General features: G+C 44.9%; 19 protein-coding genes. 14 read left to right on the top strand and 5 right to left on the bottom strand.

Going from position 1 to position 18959, the window contains the following annotated elements:
* The first annotated feature begins 69 nt into the window (after positions 1-69).
* Both MHB85_RS26540 and MHB85_RS26535 read left to right on the top strand, forming a co-directional pair.
* Positions 70-1116 carry an MBL fold metallo-hydrolase gene (locus MHB85_RS26540; protein WP_341073953.1) on the top strand — a complete coding sequence of 349 codons (1047 nt, stop codon included), beginning with the start codon at positions 70-72 and terminating at the stop codon, positions 1114-1116.
* 215 nt (positions 1117-1331) lie between these two features.
* Complete coding sequence (locus tag MHB85_RS26535) at positions 1332-2957, top strand: ABC-F family ATP-binding cassette domain-containing protein (protein ID WP_062836460.1); 1626 nt, start codon at positions 1332-1334, stop codon at positions 2955-2957.
* Positions 2958-3071: 114 nt separating this feature from the next.
* Here MHB85_RS26535 and MHB85_RS26530 read toward each other — a convergent pair whose 3' ends face one another.
* Entirely contained in the window at positions 3072-3260 is a 189-nt protein-coding gene (locus MHB85_RS26530) for a hypothetical protein (protein WP_017692261.1), read from the bottom strand.
* A 291-nt stretch (positions 3261-3551) separates the two neighbouring features.
* Here MHB85_RS26530 and MHB85_RS26525 point away from each other — a divergent pair, with 291 nt between their 5' ends.
* The gene (locus tag MHB85_RS26525) at positions 3552-4439 is read left to right on the top strand and encodes a cation diffusion facilitator family transporter (protein ID WP_341073952.1); all 888 of its coding nucleotides are present in this window, start codon (positions 3552-3554) and stop codon (positions 4437-4439) included.
* Between the two features lie 91 nt (positions 4440-4530).
* On the opposite strand, the gene MHB85_RS26520 is transcribed toward MHB85_RS26525, so the two are convergent.
* Both MHB85_RS26520 and MHB85_RS26515 read right to left on the bottom strand, forming a co-directional pair.
* The gene (locus MHB85_RS26520; protein ID WP_124118117.1) at positions 4531-5049 is read right to left on the bottom strand and encodes a hypothetical protein; all 519 of its coding nucleotides are present in this window, start codon (positions 5047-5049) and stop codon (positions 4531-4533) included.
* Between the two features lie 372 nt (positions 5050-5421).
* On the bottom strand, positions 5422-5586 hold the full coding sequence (locus MHB85_RS26515) for a DUF1328 domain-containing protein (RefSeq protein WP_017692264.1): 165 nt from the start codon (positions 5584-5586) through the stop codon (positions 5422-5424).
* A 220-nt stretch (positions 5587-5806) separates the two neighbouring features.
* On the opposite strand from MHB85_RS26515, the gene MHB85_RS26510 reads away from it, so the two are divergent.
* From MHB85_RS26510 to MHB85_RS26460, 11 genes are all read left to right on the top strand, one after another.
* Positions 5807-6316, top strand: coding sequence for a DUF948 domain-containing protein (locus tag MHB85_RS26510; protein ID WP_036668007.1), 510 nt, complete (start codon positions 5807-5809; stop codon positions 6314-6316).
* 67 nt (positions 6317-6383) lie between these two features.
* Complete coding sequence (locus MHB85_RS26505; protein ID WP_091019329.1) at positions 6384-6917, top strand: hypothetical protein; 534 nt, start codon at positions 6384-6386, stop codon at positions 6915-6917.
* Between the two features lie 94 nt (positions 6918-7011).
* A complete protein-coding gene (locus MHB85_RS26500) occupies positions 7012-7356 on the top strand; it encodes a general stress protein (protein WP_341073950.1) in 345 nt (114 codons plus the stop codon).
* 341 nt (positions 7357-7697) lie between these two features.
* Positions 7698-8867, top strand: coding sequence for a PP2C family protein-serine/threonine phosphatase (locus tag MHB85_RS26495; RefSeq protein ID WP_341073949.1), 1170 nt, complete (start codon positions 7698-7700; stop codon positions 8865-8867).
* Positions 8864-12589: a response regulator gene (locus MHB85_RS26490; RefSeq protein ID WP_091019333.1), complete on the top strand. Its 3726-nt coding sequence runs from the start codon at positions 8864-8866 to the stop codon at positions 12587-12589. Before MHB85_RS26495 ends, MHB85_RS26490 begins: the two co-directional genes overlap by 4 nt.
* A gap of 86 nt (positions 12590-12675) precedes the next feature.
* Positions 12676-13548, top strand: a complete 873-nt coding sequence (locus MHB85_RS26485) for a CheR family methyltransferase (protein ID WP_074096446.1) — start codon at positions 12676-12678, stop codon at positions 13546-13548.
* 16 nt (positions 13549-13564) lie between these two features.
* Entirely contained in the window at positions 13565-15241 is a 1677-nt protein-coding gene (locus tag MHB85_RS26480) for a response regulator (RefSeq protein WP_341073947.1), read from the top strand.
* 86 nt (positions 15242-15327) lie between these two features.
* Positions 15328-15666 carry an STAS domain-containing protein gene (locus MHB85_RS26475; protein ID WP_036606989.1) on the top strand — a complete coding sequence of 113 codons (339 nt, stop codon included), beginning with the start codon at positions 15328-15330 and terminating at the stop codon, positions 15664-15666.
* 18 nt (positions 15667-15684) lie between these two features.
* The gene (rsbW, locus tag MHB85_RS26470; protein ID WP_076212654.1) at positions 15685-16137 is read left to right on the top strand and encodes an anti-sigma B factor RsbW; all 453 of its coding nucleotides are present in this window, start codon (positions 15685-15687) and stop codon (positions 16135-16137) included.
* Positions 16134-16907, top strand: coding sequence for a sigma-70 family RNA polymerase sigma factor (locus MHB85_RS26465; protein WP_047841571.1), 774 nt, complete (start codon positions 16134-16136; stop codon positions 16905-16907). The genes rsbW and MHB85_RS26465 overlap by 4 nt, the downstream gene beginning before the upstream one ends.
* 101 nt (positions 16908-17008) lie before the next feature.
* On the top strand, positions 17009-18070 hold the full coding sequence (locus MHB85_RS26460) for a magnesium transporter CorA family protein (protein WP_244661130.1): 1062 nt from the start codon (positions 17009-17011) through the stop codon (positions 18068-18070).
* Between the two features lie 20 nt (positions 18071-18090).
* On the opposite strand, the gene MHB85_RS26455 is transcribed toward MHB85_RS26460, so the two are convergent.
* Positions 18091-18456, bottom strand: coding sequence for a DUF5665 domain-containing protein (locus MHB85_RS26455; RefSeq protein ID WP_017692276.1), 366 nt, complete (start codon positions 18454-18456; stop codon positions 18091-18093).
* 84 nt (positions 18457-18540) lie between these two features.
* Positions 18541-18948, bottom strand: a complete 408-nt coding sequence (locus tag MHB85_RS26450) for a YtxH domain-containing protein (protein WP_076212649.1) — start codon at positions 18946-18948, stop codon at positions 18541-18543.
* Between the last annotated feature and the right edge of the window lie 11 nt (positions 18949-18959).

Genomic DNA, 18959 nt, shown 5'->3' with positions numbered 1-18959 from the left:
GGTTGGTACGTCCATTCCCGTTTGGGGTAATCTCTTGTTAAGAAATGAGGAAGGGAGGAGGGCCCTTTCATGCCGAAAATCCGTTATAACAATATCGATAATGTAAGTACGGACAAAACGCTGAAGGAATTCAAGCAATGGAGGGAGCAACGGCGCAATAAAGTGAAGGACTACTCCTACACCGTGCCCAAACACCCGCCTGAACTGGATTATCTACATGCCAACCGGGATGACACAAGTATTACCTGGATTGGTCACTCCACGTTTTTCATTCAATATTATGGATTGAACATCGTGACTGACCCGGTGTGGGCCGAAAAAATGGGATTTCAACGAAGGCTCGGTGCCCCCGGCATTCCGATTCAGGATATTCCACCGTTGGATGTCATTCTGATATCCCATTCCCACTATGATCATCTGCATCTGGCTTCCTTGCGTAAGCTGATTACAGCCAAGACGTTGCTGATCGTACCCGATGGTCTCAAGCGCAAGATGATTCGCAAAGGATTCCATCGATGCCAGGAGATGAAATGGTGGGATCATATGACACTTGGCGGAGTCAAAATAACTTTTGTGCCTGCACAGCACTGGACGCGCCGAACACTGTTTGATACCAATACGTCCCACTGGGGCGGTTATGTGTTGGAACAGAACCATGCGGCGACGACTTCAGCAGCGGAAAGTGCTGCAACAGCGAGCAGTCAGGATGAATCATCCACGGAATCAGGGAAGAATGAAACATCCAAAGCATCAGGCGGTCCGCCTGTGTTGTATTTTGTGGGTGATACAGGTTACTTCCAGGGTTTCAAAACGATTGGAGAGCGCTTTGACATTGGTGTTACCCTGATGCCCATCGGTGCCTACGATCCGGAGTGGTTCATGACTTCTCAGCATGTGACACCTGAAGAAGCGCTGCAGGGTTTCGTTGAATCCGGTTCACAGCTCATGGTGCCAATGCATTACGGCACATTCAAGCTGGCGGATGATACGCCCAAGGAAGCGCTTGATCGGCTGGAAGTTGAACGTGAACGGCTAGGCATTGGTAAAGAGCGGATTCGGGTGCTTGGTCATGGTGAAACACTCCGCATTCACCACGAGGAAGGTAAACGGGACTAACAAAAGTGAGCTAAATATGTTAATGTAGGGATATGCCTGCATGAACAGTACATTTACCAAATCTTTAATAAGTAAAAAGCGGCCAATTTTCGAATTTGCCGCTTTTTTGTGTTATAATATGGTGCCAGAATAGGCATCGGGATATTGAATCCATGATTTACGCAACTTGCTATTCATGCAGTATGCAGATTAACCAATAAAGGATGGTATGCTTAATGATCAGTACAAGCGGCATCACGCTCCGCTACGGAAAACGTGCACTTTTTGAAGATGTAAATATCAAATTCACACCAGGAAACTGTTACGGCCTCATCGGCGCCAATGGAGCCGGTAAATCAACATTCTTGAAAATTTTGTCCGGTGAAATTGAATCAAACTCGGGAGAGGTGCACATCACCCCGGGCGAACGTATGGCCGTTTTGAAGCAAAACCACTTTGAATATGATGAGTATCCGGTTCTCGAAACGGTAATTATGGGCCATAGTCGTCTCTATGCCATTATGAAAGAAAAAGATACGCTGTATGCCAAAGCGGACTTCACAGAAGAAGACGGCCTGCGTGCGGGTGAACTTGAAGGTGAATTTGCCGAGTTGAATGGCTGGGATGCTGAGCCGGATGCAGCGGCACTCTTGATCGGTCTGGGTATCGACCGTGACATGCACGATAAGAAAATGAATGAACTAAGTGGTAATGAAAAAGTTCGTGTCCTGCTTGCACAAGCATTGTTTGGTCGTCCAAACAACCTGTTGCTCGATGAGCCTACCAACCACTTGGATCTCGAATCCATTCAATGGCTTGAGAACTTCTTGATGGACTATGAAGGTACTGTTATTGTAGTATCCCATGACCGTCACTTCCTGAACAAAGTATGTACGCACATTGCGGATATCGACTTTGGTAAAATCCAGTTGTACGTAGGTAACTATGACTTCTGGTATGAATCCAGCCAATTGGCACTTGCGTTGCAACGTGATGCCAACAAGAAAAAAGAAGAGAAGATTAAAGAGCTTCAAGCCTTTATTCAACGTTTCTCTGCAAATGCCTCGAAATCGAAACAGGCAACTTCCCGGAAGAAACAACTCGACAAAATCACGCTGGATGACCTTCGTCCATCGAACCGTAAATATCCGTTTATCAACTTCAAACCTGAGCGTGAAGCCGGTAAACAATTGTTGACCGTAGATCGTATCAGCAAATCCATTGATGGTGTAAACATGCTGAATGATATCAGCTTTGTCGTGAACAAAGGGGATAAAATTGCATTTGTTGGCCCGAACGGAAATGCCAAGTCACTTTTGTTTGATATTCTTATGGGTGAAACGGAATTGGATAGCGGCGAATATACATGGGGTGTAACTACAACTCAAGCTTATTTCCCGAAAGACAACTCCAAATATTTTGACGGTGTAGACATGACTCTTGTGGATTGGCTCCGTCAATATTCCAAAGATCAGGATGAAACGTATCTGCGTGGATTCTTGGGACGTATGTTGTTCTCAGGTGAGGAATCCTTGAAAAAGGCAAGCGTACTCTCCGGGGGCGAGAAAGTTCGCTGTATGCTGGCGAAAATGATGCAGACTGGTGCTAACGCATTGATTCTGGATGAGCCTACGAATCACTTGGATCTCGAATCCATTACAGCGCTGAACAATGGTATGATTGATTTTGACGGCACCATGCTGTTCACATCCCATGACCATCAGTTCATTCAAACCATTGCTAACCGGATTATCGAAATTACGCCGAATGGCATCATTGATCGCCAAATGAGCTATGACGAATATCTGGAAAGTGATGAAATCAAAGAACTGCGCAATAAAATGTATCCGGTAGAAGCTTAAACGAAGCATCATCTGCAGCACATTATTATAGGAACACCAAAGAACCGCAAGCCTCTGTAAAGAGGGCTTGCGGTTCTTTTTGTAATTCAATGGGTTTCTCTGCGGCTTTAAGACCTAAGATCCACCAGTACGGCGACGCTGGTTGTTAGGCTTCTTGTTGTTTTGACTCTTCATCGCTTTAGGTCCGCCTTCAAAGTAGGCGCTGGATTGGTTACCAGAATTTGCTTGTTCTTTCTTTTGCGCCAGCTTTTGGCGTATAGCATCCTGCAAACTGACCTTTTTCGGTTCGTTATTTTCGCTCATCGTTATTTCCCTCCCGGTCTTACAGTGAGCCGTCCAGATTGGACGGGATGTACCTATTTTATACGTTTTACAAAAGCCCTACAAGGGCAACCTGATAAAATGCTCAAAACCTTTGGTTTTACCCAGGCCAACATTTTTTCTCATTAACTACAGCCCTGCCGTCTGGCAACTTTGTTTCGGCTTGCCTACAGCAATGGAGCCTGGCAACACTGTTTCTGTAGACCCACACGCTCCACATTTGTTAACATGAAAAAACCGTAATACGAAACGTTAAAAGGGGTGTCGCCCGGTTTGAACGCTTATGAAGAAATTCGAAAAGGGGAGCGAGGGGCTTGGGTTAGTATCGCAGCCTATCTCGTCTTGTCCGCCTTTAAGCTGATCTGTGGTTATTTATTTGCTTCCAGCGCCTTGTTAGCTGATGGTTTTAATAACCTTACGGATATTGTGGCATCCGTTGCTGTATTGATCGGGCTTCGGATCTCCCAGAAACCACCTGATTCGGATCATGCCTATGGTCATTTCAGAGCGGAGACTGTTGCTGCCTTGGTGGCTTCATTTATTATGGCTATGGTTGGGCTGCAAGTATTGGTTGAAGCCGTTCGCTCCTGGTATGAAGGAGCCTTTGTTGCTCCAAACCTGTGGGCGGCAGCGGTGGCTGTAGTCTGTGCTGTGGTGATGTTAGGCGTGTATCGTTACAATCACCGTCTGGCTAAACAAATTAATAGTCAGGCTCTGATGGCTGCGGCGAAAGATAATCGTTCGGATGCCTGGGTCAGCATAGGCGCTGCAATTGGAATTGTAGGTGCGCAGTTCGGACTTCCATGGCTGGATAAAGTAGCTGCCATTGCTGTAGGTCTGTTGATCTGCAAAACGGCTTGGGAGATTTTCCGGGATTCTACACATCGTCTTACCGATGGATTTGACCAGAAGGAACTGACGGATCTCAGATCCTCGGTAGCACGCGTTCCCGGTGTTGAGATGATCAAGGATGTGAAGGCACGTGTGCATGGCAGTCATGTACTTGTGGATGTAGTCATTGAAGTGGACGGAGGCCTAAGCTTGATTGAAGGCCATCAGATCTGTGACCGTGTTGAAGAGCGGTTGAAGCGATCGCATAACATCATGCATGTACATGTACATGTGGAACCAAAGACGGAAGAAGTCACAAGGAACCCTTGAACAGGGAGTGAACATCTTGGAAAATCAAAAGAGGACAGCCGCGATTGTGCGTGCTGTCCTCTTTACTTATCATTAGAACGATTATACGATGTTACTGAATGGCAACGTGGATCCACGCTTTGCCTTTCCAAGTGTATACTTGTACCCACTCGCCGCCATCGAATCCATCAACCACTTCACCTGTTGTATCGATGACTTGGGAACCTAATGCACCGATTGGTTTACCGTTAGGTGCATCATAGAACCAAGTGCGCTCCAGAAGGTTCAGCAACATCGTTGGTGCCAGGACTTCATCGCCTGGTTTTACGAGTGGCTCTTCAAACATTTTGTCATCTGTAGTCGTAGCTGGCGTTTCAGTTGTAGTTGAAGTACCTTCTGCACCTGTAGTGTCTGTTGTTGTGCCTGTTACAGTCTCAGCAGTACCTTCTACTGTTTCTACAGCAGGTTTGTTCACTTCAACAGCTGGAGTTGTAGTGGTCGTTGGCGTTGTTGTAGCCTCAGTTCCTGTTTCCGGAGTTACCGTTCCAGTAACCGCTTCCTCAGCACCTGCAGCGGCAGCCATCGAACCCATCAACGTTAAAGCAGCGGCAAAACTCACGATTTTTTTCATTTTGTTTTTCCTCCTCGGTAGGTATGTAAAATGTTGTCCTGATTACAAGTAACCAAGCAAGCACCCTTATGAATCACAAATTATAACAATATTTTCTTGCATTCTCCAGTGTCAACTGGCTCATATGTGGGTATATAGCAAGCCTGTAAATATCATACTTCGGTGGGATAAAACCGGGTTGGCTATCTCAAAAAGGTCCTGATTTTTTGGGATTCATACGAGGGCGGATTGGAATAAAGCAGAAGGGAGTGCAATACATAATATAGAAAAGTTGACCTATGCCTGAACGCACAAAAGCCAATCGGCTTGGTAGCACGATCGGCTTTTGTATGTATTCGTTTAGTAAACACTCAGTCATATCAGAGCCTGAGGTTATCGCATTCGGCTGCGCCCCGTAATCAGGGAGATTACGAACAGTACAACAAAGATGAAGAAGAGTACTTTCGCGATTGAAGCAGCTGCTTCAACAATACCGAAGAATCCAAAAATACCTGCTACCAGAGCAATAATTAGAAATAATACAGACCATTTCAACATAAGGTTTCATCCTTTCGTATAATTGATTGTGCAGTGAGTTGTGTTCACCTCACCGCCTTGTGTAGTCTAACTTTAACCGAGTGCTAACCACTTGAAACATTGGTTTTTTTTCCAAGCGAAGGCATATATGAAGGGATATATAATATTGTTTCGTCCGGGAAATCGCCGGGTAACTATAGCAATAACAAACTGATGCACATATGGAAAGAGAGGTTCTTCTATGATCTATCAAATTAGCGTGGCCCTGATTGCAGTGGCATTTGCAGTACTGGTTTTCTTTTTAATTCGTACCTTGAAATCCGCTCAGGGTTCTTTGGACAATGTCTCACAAACATTGCAGGAGGTACAGAAAACCATTGATGAACTTAGTTATGAAGTGAAGCAGACGGTAAGACATGCCAATGATATTACGGTGGATGTACAGCACAAAATGAAAAAAATTGATCCTGTTATGGAATCTGTTGAGAATCTGGGTGAAGTGTTGAATGAAGTGACGGCAGCAGCCAAACAAGTCTCCACAACGCTGATGGCGAAATTTCAGACCAAACGTAACAACGCTGAACAGACCAAACATGCTGAAGCGGTTCATGTAACCGCACCGCCTGCTACATCAACGGACCGTACCCTGCAATCCTATGAAGCTACATATAATGGTGAAGCTAAGGGCGGGAAAAACTGGATGAAGTATATTGATGTTGCAGCGAATGTATGGCAACGGATGCGCAAGTAACATGACCGCTTTGTAACCATAAAGAAGCCTTCAGAGCGGTGATGAACCTGATGAAAGGGTGAGAATCATGATGAAACTACTGCTTGTGATGTTTAGCGTAATTTCTCCCTTTTCCGTTCAACCGGCAGCGGTACCCGCTGCTCACGATATGCAATGGACGGCAATGGAAGAGAAGGCGTCAGAGGTAACTCTGGCTGTTGATCGATCCGAGACTTTCCAGCATTTTCGGACTCTGAATGGCATTTCTCTGGATGACACCATGGATGATTTGTTGGCCAAGAAGGGCCAGCCGGGGCATAAGCAGGAAGATCCTTATCTGGGGTGTCCTGAATATCACTTTCATGATGTAAAGGTTGGTTTGTGTGAAGATACGGATGTCATTCAATATGTGCATATCGATGCATCTGAGAATCACATCATGTTAAACGGAAAGAGAATCGAGATGAATATTGAAGCGATCCATCATGCTCTCGGGAAACCTTATTATGTGGCAGAGGACGGAGAAGTGTTTCTGCGTGGAGACCAGGCTCTGAAAGTATATATGAAGTCAGGCTCTCAGCAGATTGAAGGCATTGATCTTTTTGATGACACAGTTTCCTAGGATTGGTTATTACCGAATCGTTTCAACCCCATATAGTATGGTTATATATTAAGTAGCTCGATACAGAAGATTAAATCAGAGGAGAGTGGAAACGATGAATTCAACCAATGAGCAAGCTTATGCAAAAGTGGTAGAAAACGGAGTCCAAGCGGTAGAAGCGGTGAAAGAATTGCAGATTACCGGATACCTTGCTGATCAAATCTTTGTTCTCGCCCATGAGAAGGATCGTACAGATCGAATTGCAGATACAGCAGATGCCAAAGAAATTGGCATTAAGGAAGAAGGCGTATTTGATTCCTTGGCGAATCTGTTCCGCTCACGTGGTGATGAACTCCGGGCCAAAATTGTTTCGATAGGCTTTACCGAAGCCGAAGCGGACTTCTACGAGAGTGAACTCGACAAAGGTAAAGTGCTCGTTATTGCTAAAAAGAAAGATTAACCCGATAAGTTGAAGTTTGCTGAACATGGACAAGCTTCTGAATCATTTATGTAAAATGCTTAATCAAAAACATAGATAAGGAATGGGGCTTTCCCCATTCCTTATCTATGTTTTTGCAAGTTTGGAAGCGGGATCAGGACGCTGCAAAAACAGGGCGAAAAGCGGTGAACATTACCCGTGATGGTGCCATTTACTGATAGAGTTTTTTTGATTTTACGATTATAGTTATACTAGGAATTATTATGTCTACTGCCGTTTTGTATGAAAAATTTGTATAATTAACGTTCGTTTTTACTTAATAAGAATCGACAAACCCGGACGCCACAGATAAGGAGATATCAATGAGAATACTTATTGTTGACGACAATCCGACGAATGTCATTATCATTCGAGAAATTCTGAAAAAAGAGAACTATCGTGACATTGTAACGGCGAGTTCCGCCATGGAAATGTTTGAAGTGTTGGGAATTGGGGAGGAAAGCAACGAAGTTCGTCCAAGACCGTCGGATATTGATCTAATTTTGCTAGATATGATGATGCCCGAGATGGACGGTATCGAAGCCTGCAGTATTGTGCAGAAATTTGAGAATCTGAAGGATATACCGATTATTATGGTGACTGCCATCGGAGACTCCAAGAAACTTGCCGAAGCATTGGATGCAGGTGCATCTGACTATGTGACCAAACCGATTAATAAAGTCGAACTGATGGCCAGAATTCGACTCGCACTTCGTTTGAAACAGGAGAAGGATTGGCACAAAGAGCGTGATCAACGTATTCAGGATGAGCTCAAGTTGGCAGCGATGGTCCAAAATGCGGTTTTAAGTCCGGCAATTAGGGACCCGCTGTTCCAAGTGCATGCCATCTATAAACCATCCTTTGAGCTTGCCGGTGATCTCTATTCTTGGTACCCCCTTGGGGAAGGCCGTTACGGAGTACTGCTGCTCGACATGATGGGACATGGGATATCTTCATCCCTGTTTACCATGTTTATCGCTTCTGTGTTGAAAGATACGGTTACCACTTATGTGGATCCAGAGAAGGTCATTCAGGAGTTGAACCGTCGTTTTAACCAGCTCCATCTGGAAAAACAATTGGTGCAGTATTATTTCACGGCAATTTATCTGGTCGTTGATACACGGATGAAGCGCATTGATTATGTTAATGCAGGGCATCCACCTGCTTTATTTTTCCGAAACGATGGCAGTGTCACCACATTTGACAGCGTCTGCTGTCCTGTGGGTTTATTTGACAAGATGGATATTGAACCACAAACGATCCATTACGAGGGTGACGGGCATATTGCACTTTATACGGATGGATTATTGGAAGCTGTTCAGGGCGGGCAGGAAGAACAACATGAATTCCTGATCGAAAAACTGACAGGCTCACATCAGTGGAATGAAGCTGCCATGCAGGCGATGTTTTTTGACGACGAAATTCCCCAGGAGCGGGATGATGATAAATGTCTGGTCTGGATTACTTTGGATAAAGGGGAGGGGGATGAATGAAGATCAGGAATAAACTGCTGATTGGTTTTACCGCTCTGATGGCTATTCTGATCGTACTCACATTTGTGAGTTATGAACGCCTGAACAGTAGCAATAAGCAGATTGATCAGATGTATCAGGAACGTTATCTCAAAGTAAGGTTCACCTCAGCTGCCCGCGGAGAGGTTAATGACATTGCCAAAGTGCTGGCTAACTTGTTATTAAACCCAACCAACTCCATTGGGGCAGCAGATGGGGATTTGAAAGCGATGAAAGAGCGTGGCGATCGTAACCTCGAGGAAGTGAGAAAAAGGGCAGACAGTGCACCTGAACATCAGCTGGTGGATCGTGTCAACACGGCATGGGAGGCTTATAACAACTATGCAACTAGGCAGGTTAGCCTGATGTCCCAAAACCGGGTGGAAGATGCGAATAACTACCGCAATTCAACAGGACTCGCGGTGCAAAAAGAAGCTGTGGATAGTTTGAATGCTCTTTCCCGTTATCAGGACCAAGAGATTGATGCCGAGATCAAAAACGCTAATGCAGCGTATACGAGAGCCGTACAGATCACGATAAGTATCATGATTGCGGGGTTGTTGCTGGCATTGGGTGTCATTATGTGGGTGCTGCCGAGTATTACGCGGGGGCTGAACACGGTATCTATGATGATTACCAGCTTTGGTAAAGGGCGTTACCGAACCATTCGGCGCATACAGGTCAAATCAACCGATGAGATTGGTCAGATTGCCAGTGTGTTCAAAGATGTATCCAGTGATCTGGAAGAAAAACTGGAAATCGAGAGGGCTTATGTACAGGCTCAGCAGGATCAAAACTGGATGAGTTCGAACATCGCAAGAGTTCCGGAGCTGCTTCGGGGGATTGGCTCCATTCGCCAAATCTCACAGATGTTTATCAGTGAGTTCACACCTGTGCTTGGCGCTCAGTTGGGTGTCGTCTATCTGATCGATGAGGAGAAACATCCCGACGAACTGAGACGTTACGGTGCATACGCATTTGAAGAGAACGAAGATGTTGGTAAAGAAATGTATCGCATCGGTGAAGGCCTGATTGGTCAAGCCGCGCTGGATATGACACCGATTATTCTGGAAAATACGCCTGAAGATTATGTGCATATTGGTTCAGCATCAGGCTCAACACGTGCTGCGGGTATCATGATCTATCCTGTCGTGTTTGAAGATGAACTGATTGGTGTAGTTGAAGTGGCTTCCTTTGAAGGTTTCAATGAACTTCACAAACAGTTGTTCACACAACTGATTATGAACCTGGGCGTAATTTTGAACAACGTTCGACGTCGTTTGCGTGTGGAGGAGCTGCTGCGCGAATCCCAGGCACTGACTGAGGAACTGCAGGTTCAATCGGAAGAATTGCAGACACAGCAAGAAGAACTCCGTCGTTCCAATGAGAACCTGGAGGAGCAGACAGAGGCGCTTAAACGATCCGAGGAATTGCTGCAGCGTCAGCAGGAAGAACTGGAACATTTTAATACGGAACTCATTGCCAAGACGCGGGCGCTTGAAGAGCAAGTGCGTGAAGTTGAAGAGAAAAATGACGAAATTGAGAAAACGAAGACACAATTGGAACAGCAAGCTACACAGCTGTCGATGACAAGCAAGTACAAGTCCGAATTTTTAGCGAATATGTCACATGAACTCCGTACACCATTGAACAGTCTGCTCATTTTGTCCCAGCTATTGTCGGAGAACAAAGGTGGAAATCTGACTGACAAACAGCAGGAATATGCTCAAACCATCTACATGTCGGGCGCGGATCTGCTGAAGATGATTGATGAGATTCTGGATCTGTCCAAGGTGGACGCAGGTAAGATGGATATCAATTATGAGACAGTTCGAATGGAAGAGCTGACTAGCTTTGTTCAGCAGAACTTCGGACCGATGGCGAATAAAAAGGAACTGAACTTGAATATCGATTTCGACAGCGATCTACCGGAATGGGTGTACACCGACAGTCATCGCGTCAAACAGATTTTACGGAATTTGTTGTCGAACGCATTTAAGTTCACCAATCGAGGTTCGGTTAGTCTGATTGGACGACGGATGAAACCGGAAGAGCTGCCGGGTTATATGAACACCAATCAGGAATATCTCGGATTCAGTGTGAAAGATACGGGTATTGGCATTCCATCGGATAAAACGGATCTGATCTTTGAAGCATTCCAGCAAGTGGATGGGACTACAAGTCGGAAATACGGTGGAACTGGCCTGGGATTGTCCATTAGCAGGGAACTGGCACGTTTGCTTGGTGGCGCAATACAGGTGGAATCATCCGAAGGCGAAGGTAGCTGCTTTACCTTATACCTGCCGGATAATCATGAAGAGGAAGCCTTGGCAGAGGAAGGTGCTTCAAGAGAAGCGGCTGTATCCTCAGAGGATCTTTATGAACAGTCCATCGAAACACGGACCATGCTTTCAAGTCATCAGTCCATTCTCTCTCCTGATCCGGAGCGTAGCGTGGGTACAGATCTTTCTCCTACCCATACTCCAGATGTCACGCAGATCGAAGATGATCGGAAGAATCTTATGGAAGGTGACAAAATCCTTCTCATCATTGAGGACGATGTGAACTTTGCACATATTTTGATGGATATGGCGAGAGGAAGAGGATTCAAAGCACTTGTTGCCCTTCAAGGTGATAAAGGACTTGAAATGGCACGTCAATATCTGCCGGATGCCATTATCCTGGATATTCAATTGCCGGTGATGGATGGTTGGACCATTCTGGGCGAGCTGAAGAGCAGTTCGGCAACACGTCACATTCCGGTTCATGTGATTTCAGTTATTGATGATATGAAGCAAGGTCTGATGATGGGCGCCATTGCGTATCTGAAAAAACCTTCGAGCAAGGATTCACTGGATAAAGCATTCTCGCATATCAAATCATATACTGAGAATCAATTAAAACGACTGTTGATCGTCGAAGATGATGAAATTCAGCGTAAAGCCATTATTGAATTGATTGGTCATGATGATGTTGCAATCACCGCTGTATCGACAGGTAGTGAGGCATTGAATGAATTACACAGCCAGCGTTATGACTGCATGGTACTGGATCTAATGTTAACGGATATGACCGGGTTTGAGTTGCTCGACCAGATTCGCGATGATGAATATCTGAACGATCTGCCGATTATAATTTATACAGGCAAAGAACTGGATTCCAAGGAAGAAATGAAGCTGCGCAAATATGCGGAATCCATCATTATCAAAGATGTCAAGTCACCGGAACGTCTGCTGGATGAGACGACTTTGTTCCTGCATCGGGTAGAAGCCAATTTGCCGGAAGACAAGCGTCGAATCTTACAGAAGCTACACAACAAAGAAACGTTGTTTGAAGGCAAGAAAATATTGCTTGTAGATGACGATATTCGTAACGTATTTGCCCTTTCAAGTGTTCTTGAAGGCTATCGGATGGATGTGACGTTTGCTGAGAACGGCCGAGAGGCTTTGGAGATTTTGGACAAAAATCCGGAATTTGATCTGGTACTGATGGATATGATGATGCCTGAGATGGACGGTTATGAAGCAATGACACGAATCAGACAGATCCCGCAGTTTGAAAAGTTGCCGATTATTGCGCTTACGGCCAAAGCGATGAAAGAGGATCGCGGTAAATGTATTGAGGCTGGGGCATCTGATTATGTGAAAAAACCGATCCAGACAGATCAATTGTTATCCTTAATGCGCGTATGGCTGTATTCGTAAGTTCATTATTCGTATGTTCATTGTTTGGGTAATGAAAGACAATACGACGAATACGCAAGTAACAAATGAAGAAGTGGAGAGAAGTTATGACACCGTGGGAACCAACCGAGACAGGGGCAGATTTGGTCCGCATGCCGCAAGATGAAGAGCGAGAGCTGATCGAGATTGAGTTGCTGTTGGAAGGCATGCACCGTTTATATGGATATGATTTTAGAAACTATGCATTGCCATCCCTGAAACGAAGAATCTGGCATCATGCACATGCTGAAGGTGTTAAGAGCATATCCGGCTTGCAGGAGCGTGTGCTTCATGACCGTTCCGCGTTTGACCGTTTTGTACAGAACTTATCCATCCCTGTAACGGAAATGTTTCGAGATCCTTCGCTTTTCCGAATGTTTCGGGAACAGATTATTCCTATTCTGAGAACCTACCCGTATATCCGAATTTGGCATGCGGGATGTTCTACGGGAGAGGAAGTTTATTCCATGGCAATTATGTTGCATGAGGAAGGACTGTATGACAAGGCAAGAATCTACGCAACGGATATGAATGATCGCTCTTTGCAACAGGCCAAAGAAGGCGTATATGGCATTGAGAAAATGAAACTATTTACTACAAATTATTTGGAGGCAGGGGGTACCAGAGCCTTCTCCGAGTACTATACAGCGAAATACAATTCGGTGATATTTCATCCTTTTCTAAGGAAGAACATCATTTTCGCCGAGCATAACCTGGCAACAGACCGGTCATTTAACGAGTTTAATGTTATCTTTTGCCGTAATGTCATGATTTATTTTAATGATGAACTGCGGAACCATGTGCATGGGCTATTTCATGAGAGCTTGAGCCACTTTGGTATTCTGGTTCTGGGGTCAAAAGAATCGATACATTTTACAGAGTTCAGTGATACCTATGAGCCGTTAGACCGGACCGAAAAAATATACCGGAAGATCAAATAGGGGGTTAGGGTTAGCCATGGGGCTCAATGAACCAATCCACATATTATTGGTAGATGACCGCCCTGAGAACTTGCTTGCTCTTGAAGCAGTTCTGGAATCGGAACAATATAAACTCGTTAAGGCAACTTCCGGAGAAGAGGCACTCCGCTGTCTGCTAAAAGACGAATTTGCGGTTATCGTTCTCGATGTGCAGATGCCTGGAATGGACGGAATTGAGACAGCAAAGTTAATTAAGGCACGGGACAAGTCCAAGGATGTGCCGATTATATTCATCTCTGCCAATAGTAGAGAAGCGGAGCACTTGTTTGCCGGGTATTCAGCCGGGGCTATTGATTACATGGTTAAGCCATTTATTCCTCAGATTTTGAAATCCAAAATCGAGGGTTTTGTAGAGATGTTTATCACCAATAAACATTTGAAGACACAGACCATGCTTCTTCATCAGAAGACACAGGAACTAGAGAAGATGAACCAACAACTCATTCAGGCCAAGGAAGAAGCAGAAATTGCAGCCAATGCAAAGACCGAGTTCCTGGCAATGATGAGTCATGAGATTCGTACACCGATGAACGGAGTTATCGGCATGGTTGATCTGTTGATGGAGACGGAACTGAGGGAAGATCAGAAGGAATATGCAGACATCGTTCGTCGCAGCGCGGATGCACTTGTCACAGTCATCAATGACATTCTTGATTTCACCAAGATGGAATCCGGCAAAATGGAACTTGAAGAGCATCCTTTTGAAATTGTCTCCTGTATTCGGGAAGTGTTGGGATTGTTTGCTGCAGAAGCAGGCAAAAAGAATCTGGAATTGGATTATTTCCTGGAAGATTCTGTACCTGAATTAATCTATGGAGATATGGCAAGGCTGCGTCAGGTTCTCTTGAATCTTATTGCAAATGCGATCAAATTTACTGACCAGGGTGGAGTATATCTGATCGTGTCAGTGAATGAAGAAAAAGACGGACAAATGGCATTGGAGTTTGCTGTTAAAGATACAGGGATAGGTATCGCTTCAGACAAAGTTGATCGCCTGTTCCAGCCGTTTTCCCAGCTGGATACATCCATGACACGTAAATACGGTGGAACTGGCTTAGGACTGGCAATATGCAAGACTCTGGTTGAAATGATGGGTGGACAGATCTATCTGGATACAACAGAGCAACGGGGAGCGACGTTTGTATTTACAATTCAGGCGAAACGTTATGTAGAAACTGAACTGGTCCAGAGGAACGGGGAAGAGAAATCAACGGATCTGAAAAACGAGAATAAATATCCTACGGTATTAATTGTGGATGATCATCCGATTAACCAGAAGTTGATGGCGATTATGCTTGGTAAGCTGGGGTTGCTCTCAGACATTGCTGAAGATGGGCAGAGCGCACTCGATATGGTAAACGGTAGCCGGTATCCCTATGACTATGTGTTTATGGATCTGCAGATGCCTGTGATGGACGGTTTGGAATGTACACGGCGGATTCGAGAGAGTCTGTCCCAGTCTAATCAGCCAATCATTATAGCCATGACTGCTAACGTGATGGAAGGTATTCAACAGCGCTGTATTGCTGCCGGCATGGATGATTATATTAGTAAACCGGTGAAAATGGGCAATGTAAAACAGAAAATAGCCCAGTTTCAGAAACAACGACAAATGTTAGACCCAGGCCCTTCAGCCATGAATCAGGCCAATTGAAATATTTTCCAAACTTCTTTTTGTTTCACTCGTGCGGAAGTTGGGTTATTAGGTAAGGAAACCATTGATCAGGAGAGAGATGTCTAATGAATACAAACAAAAACGAAAAATTCAATGCAAGAACTGAAACACAGGACGGCGTGTGCACGGTGTATCTGACTGGCGAACTGGATTTGTCGGTTGCTCCTGACTTCCGCTTGGTGATGGAGCCGCTGGTGGATAACAAGGAACAGGATCTTGTGATCAACATGAAAGAATTGAAGTATATCGATAGTACAGGGATTGGTATCCTGTTATCTGTTCTGAAGGCCAGACATGGAATGGAAGCTCGCTTTGAAGTACAGGAAGTTCCTGCGCAAATCCAGAAACTTTTTGACATGACGGGCATCGCCAAATTCTTTGTCACACAGAAGAATTCCCAATAGGAAAGGATCGAAAAAGGAATGAATGCAGAAGTTCAAAGAGTCACCCTTAATTTACCGGCGACAGCTGATTACGTTGATATTGTAAGACTTAATCTTTATGGAGTAGCATCCAAAATGGGATTTTCTTATGAAGACATTGAGGATATGAAAGTTGCTGTATCCGAGGCCTGTAACAACTCTGTACTGTATGCTTACTCACACGAAGGCGGCATGGTTGAAGTTGTATTCGAAGTCGAAGGCGAAACATTGTCCATTACTGTTAAGGACGAAGGTGCCAGCTTCGAGAACATGAACCCTGCTGTGTCACGTGCTGGTCTTCACGACAAAGAACTGACAGAAGCGCAGATTGGCGGACTTGGGTTCTACCTGATGCAAGCCTTGATGGACGATGTCAGTGTGGAAAGTGAGACGGGCAAAGGTACGAAAGTAGTACTCGTAAAACGTCTTGCAAGAAGTGAGGAGAAAGTATGAATGAAAAAGTGACTCCCCCAGAGTCCATGTCTGAAGCTATAGGTTTGATCTGGGAATACCAGCAGACCCAAGATAATGAAATTGCAACAGTTCTCATCCGTAAATATGAACCGATGGTTAAGATGGCAGCAGGTAAAATTGCTCGGAATCGCCCCGATCTATACGAAGACTTGTATCAGACCGGGCAGATGGCCTTGATTCGTTTGCTTAAGCAATACGATATCAACCTGGGTATTCCGTTTGAACCTTATGCCATGAAGAGCATGATCGGTCATATGAAGAACTACTTGCGAGACAAATCCTGGTATATTCAGGTGCCCCGGAGGATTAAGGAAAAGGGAGCACTTGTGCAACATGCCATTGATGAGTTAACCGTGAAGCTGGAGCGCTCACCCGGTGTGAACGAAATTGCTGAATACCTTGATTTGACTGCAGAAGAGACGATTGAAGTCCTGGCCGGTCGGGAATGTTATCACTATGTGTCACTGGATTCTCCTTTATCTCAGGATGACAGTGCAGCAACATTGGGTGAACTGATCAGTGCAGATGTTAATGACTATGATTCGGTCGAAAAACGGATGGACTTGCAACAGGCATTGGGACAATTGAAGGAACAAGAGCAACAGGTACTTATTCTAGCCTTTCAGGATGGCCAATCTCAACGGGCAATTGCCCAGAAGCTTGGTGTTTCACAGATGAGTGTATCTCGTATTCAGAAGCGGGCTACAGAGAAATTGAAACAGATCATGTCGAATGCTTCAATGTTATGAAAAATGGAACCCTGATGTTGTTGAGTACGGCATAAAGAAGGACACGTCATTGCGCTGAAATGCATACGTGTCCTTTTTGGGATCAAAAAGATGGGTATGCAATGAAGAACATGAGTGCAGGAGTGGATAAAGTGATTGTGAACCAAATCAAGTTGGAAGCTCGCCGTGACAAGTTATCTTGCTCGGACCATTGGCAATGGTGGGATTGGGTTGCACCTGACACCGATAGCATGAACGATGCTTTGGAGGAGCTGACAGAGGCGTTTCCGGATATGCGGTATTGGCTTTATAAAATTCCGGAAGTAGAATCGAATTATTTGTCCGTCCGTTTCGTGAATGGTAAAGAACCAGTCATATTTGGTTCATTGTTGTATGCGATAAAGAATGAGAGAGATGACAAAAGAAAAGATAATCAGATGTTCTTTTATGTCGATCGTAATAACCTGGTTACCTTAAATATGGATGACAATACACGAGGTATTATGAAGACGGATGAACGTGCCCATATGTTACAGCAATGTAGTGAGGCCAGGGACGGGATGTTTGTACTCTTTCGAGCTATACTGCATTACTACCATGTGGGAATGGATCATTTTGAGATGAACCTGCGTGATCTGGAACGGAAGATGGAATCTCGCAATGCACGCACCTTGATGGACCAGATTCTCGCCGCTCGATTTGAATTATTGTATTGGAGTAATCTGTTCATCCCTTACTCGGAACTGATGGCTGCTTCACATGAGGCTTACCTTGATGAAATAAATGAAAATCGATATTTCAAGCAGCTCCAACATCGAGTAGAGCGAATGGAACGTTTGTTTAGTCACTACGAGAAAGAGATTGATACGTTAATCTCCATTGATAATGCGATCTCCGGTGTACGTGGCAATGAGATCATGAAGACGTTGACCATTGTCACTGCTGTGTTCATACCCGCCACGGCAGCTGGTGCGATATGGGGGATGAACTTTGAGAACCTGCCCTTTATCGACAAATCATGGGGAGTTGTACTGGTCCTTGTTGTCATTATCTTAAGCATGATCAGCATGTATGTATGGCTGATGATGAAAGGCTGGACAGGAGATCTGCTCAAAGTGAAATCCTCACAGCCTTCAGCTGAAGAGATAGAGAAAAAAGGAGCTACGGAAAAACGTAAGGGATAGCCTACTATTGGTTAGTCCTCTTAGTTTTTGTAATCTTCAATATAACCAAGCAAGTCAGCGATATATTGGCCCACAATAGGCATATTCACAAATTGGCTGAGAATGAATGCCAGCAAACCGAGAACAACAAAGGTACCCACAGTCAGACCGAGACCTCGTGCCATGCCCGCTGTGAAATTGGTAATAATCCGCTTTTTGGGACTGCTATAATTCTCAATAATATCCTTGATCTGTGCTCTCTCCAGACTGTCCGCAATCTGGTCCAAACGGGTGTTTAATCGCTTTACCTCATGACGCAATTCAAAAGGATGCTCGCTTGTATCATACTGCTGTGCGGGTGTTCCTCCTGTAATTGGAGTATTACCGTTGATTGTAACTTTACTCATATTATTTGTCCTCCTCAACTCTCATTGGATAAAAAATAGCCAGCTGGAGTGCAGCTGGCTATTGGTCACTCGATCTGTATCGCCTTACAGGCTAGTCGAGTTAAGTTCTTTACGTGCATCTTCCTTCGCTTCAACGGAAGCTGCAGCCACTTCATCAGATGCACGGGATGCTTCGTTAGCCACATCAGCGGACGCTTTTCTCACAGAGTCCATTACATCATTGCGGCCTTGATTTACCGTTTTTGCAATATCGGAAGTTTTGGAAGAGACCGTTTTAGCCAGTTCAGTGGCTTTGTCACTTACAACAGTTGCCACTTCTTTGGTGCGGTCAGTAACGATGCCCACTTTCTCGGAAAGGTCACCACGCAATTCACGTCCCGGTTTAGGCGCAAAGAGTAGTGCTGCTGCAGCTCCCAGCAAACCCCCGATGAAAATACCTTTTGCGAAAGTTGAACCCGTCTGTACAGGATATTGCTCTTCTGCTTTATTCATGTCTAATCACT

It is taken from the genome of Paenibacillus sp. FSL K6-4396 (assembly GCF_038002525.1).
Taxonomy (GTDB): Bacteria; Bacillota; Bacilli; order Paenibacillales; family Paenibacillaceae; genus Paenibacillus; species Paenibacillus amylolyticus_B.
Note: the sequence above shows the minus strand (reverse complement) of the source record. Positions and strands in the feature narration are given on the sequence as shown.

Bases quoted from the DNA above. Each gene is read 5' to 3' on its own strand.
- MHB85_RS26450 (WP_076212649.1), bottom strand. From the start codon at position 18,948: ATGAATAAAGCAGAAGAGCAATATCCTGTACAGACGGGTTCAACTTTC.
- MHB85_RS26495 (WP_341073949.1), top strand. From the start codon at position 7,698: ATGAGAATACTTATTGTTGACGACAATCCGACGAATGTCATTATCATT.
- MHB85_RS26535 (WP_062836460.1), top strand. From the start codon at position 1,332: ATGATCAGTACAAGCGGCATCACGCTCCGCTACGGAAAACGTGCACTT.
- MHB85_RS26455 (WP_017692276.1), bottom strand. From the start codon at position 18,456: ATGAGTAAAGTTACAATCAACGGTAATACTCCAATTACAGGAGGAACA.
- MHB85_RS26475 (WP_036606989.1), top strand. From the start codon at position 15,328: ATGAATACAAACAAAAACGAAAAATTCAATGCAAGAACTGAAACACAG.
- MHB85_RS26490 (WP_091019333.1), top strand. From the start codon at position 8,864: ATGAAGATCAGGAATAAACTGCTGATTGGTTTTACCGCTCTGATGGCT.
- MHB85_RS26460 (WP_244661130.1), top strand. From the start codon at position 17,009: ATGAAGAACATGAGTGCAGGAGTGGATAAAGTGATTGTGAACCAAATC.
- MHB85_RS26520 (WP_124118117.1), bottom strand. From the start codon at position 5,049: ATGAAAAAAATCGTGAGTTTTGCCGCTGCTTTAACGTTGATGGGTTCG.
- MHB85_RS26505 (WP_091019329.1), top strand. From the start codon at position 6,384: ATGATGAAACTACTGCTTGTGATGTTTAGCGTAATTTCTCCCTTTTCC.
- MHB85_RS26480 (WP_341073947.1), top strand. From the start codon at position 13,565: ATGGGGCTCAATGAACCAATCCACATATTATTGGTAGATGACCGCCCT.
- rsbW (WP_076212654.1), top strand. From the start codon at position 15,685: ATGAATGCAGAAGTTCAAAGAGTCACCCTTAATTTACCGGCGACAGCT.
- MHB85_RS26540 (WP_341073953.1), top strand. From the start codon at position 70: ATGCCGAAAATCCGTTATAACAATATCGATAATGTAAGTACGGACAAA.
- MHB85_RS26500 (WP_341073950.1), top strand. From the start codon at position 7,012: ATGAATTCAACCAATGAGCAAGCTTATGCAAAAGTGGTAGAAAACGGA.
- MHB85_RS26465 (WP_047841571.1), top strand. From the start codon at position 16,134: ATGAATGAAAAAGTGACTCCCCCAGAGTCCATGTCTGAAGCTATAGGT.
- MHB85_RS26530 (WP_017692261.1), bottom strand. From the start codon at position 3,260: ATGAGCGAAAATAACGAACCGAAAAAGGTCAGTTTGCAGGATGCTATA.
- MHB85_RS26485 (WP_074096446.1), top strand. From the start codon at position 12,676: ATGACACCGTGGGAACCAACCGAGACAGGGGCAGATTTGGTCCGCATG.
- MHB85_RS26510 (WP_036668007.1), top strand. From the start codon at position 5,807: ATGATCTATCAAATTAGCGTGGCCCTGATTGCAGTGGCATTTGCAGTA.
- MHB85_RS26515 (WP_017692264.1), bottom strand. From the start codon at position 5,586: ATGTTGAAATGGTCTGTATTATTTCTAATTATTGCTCTGGTAGCAGGT.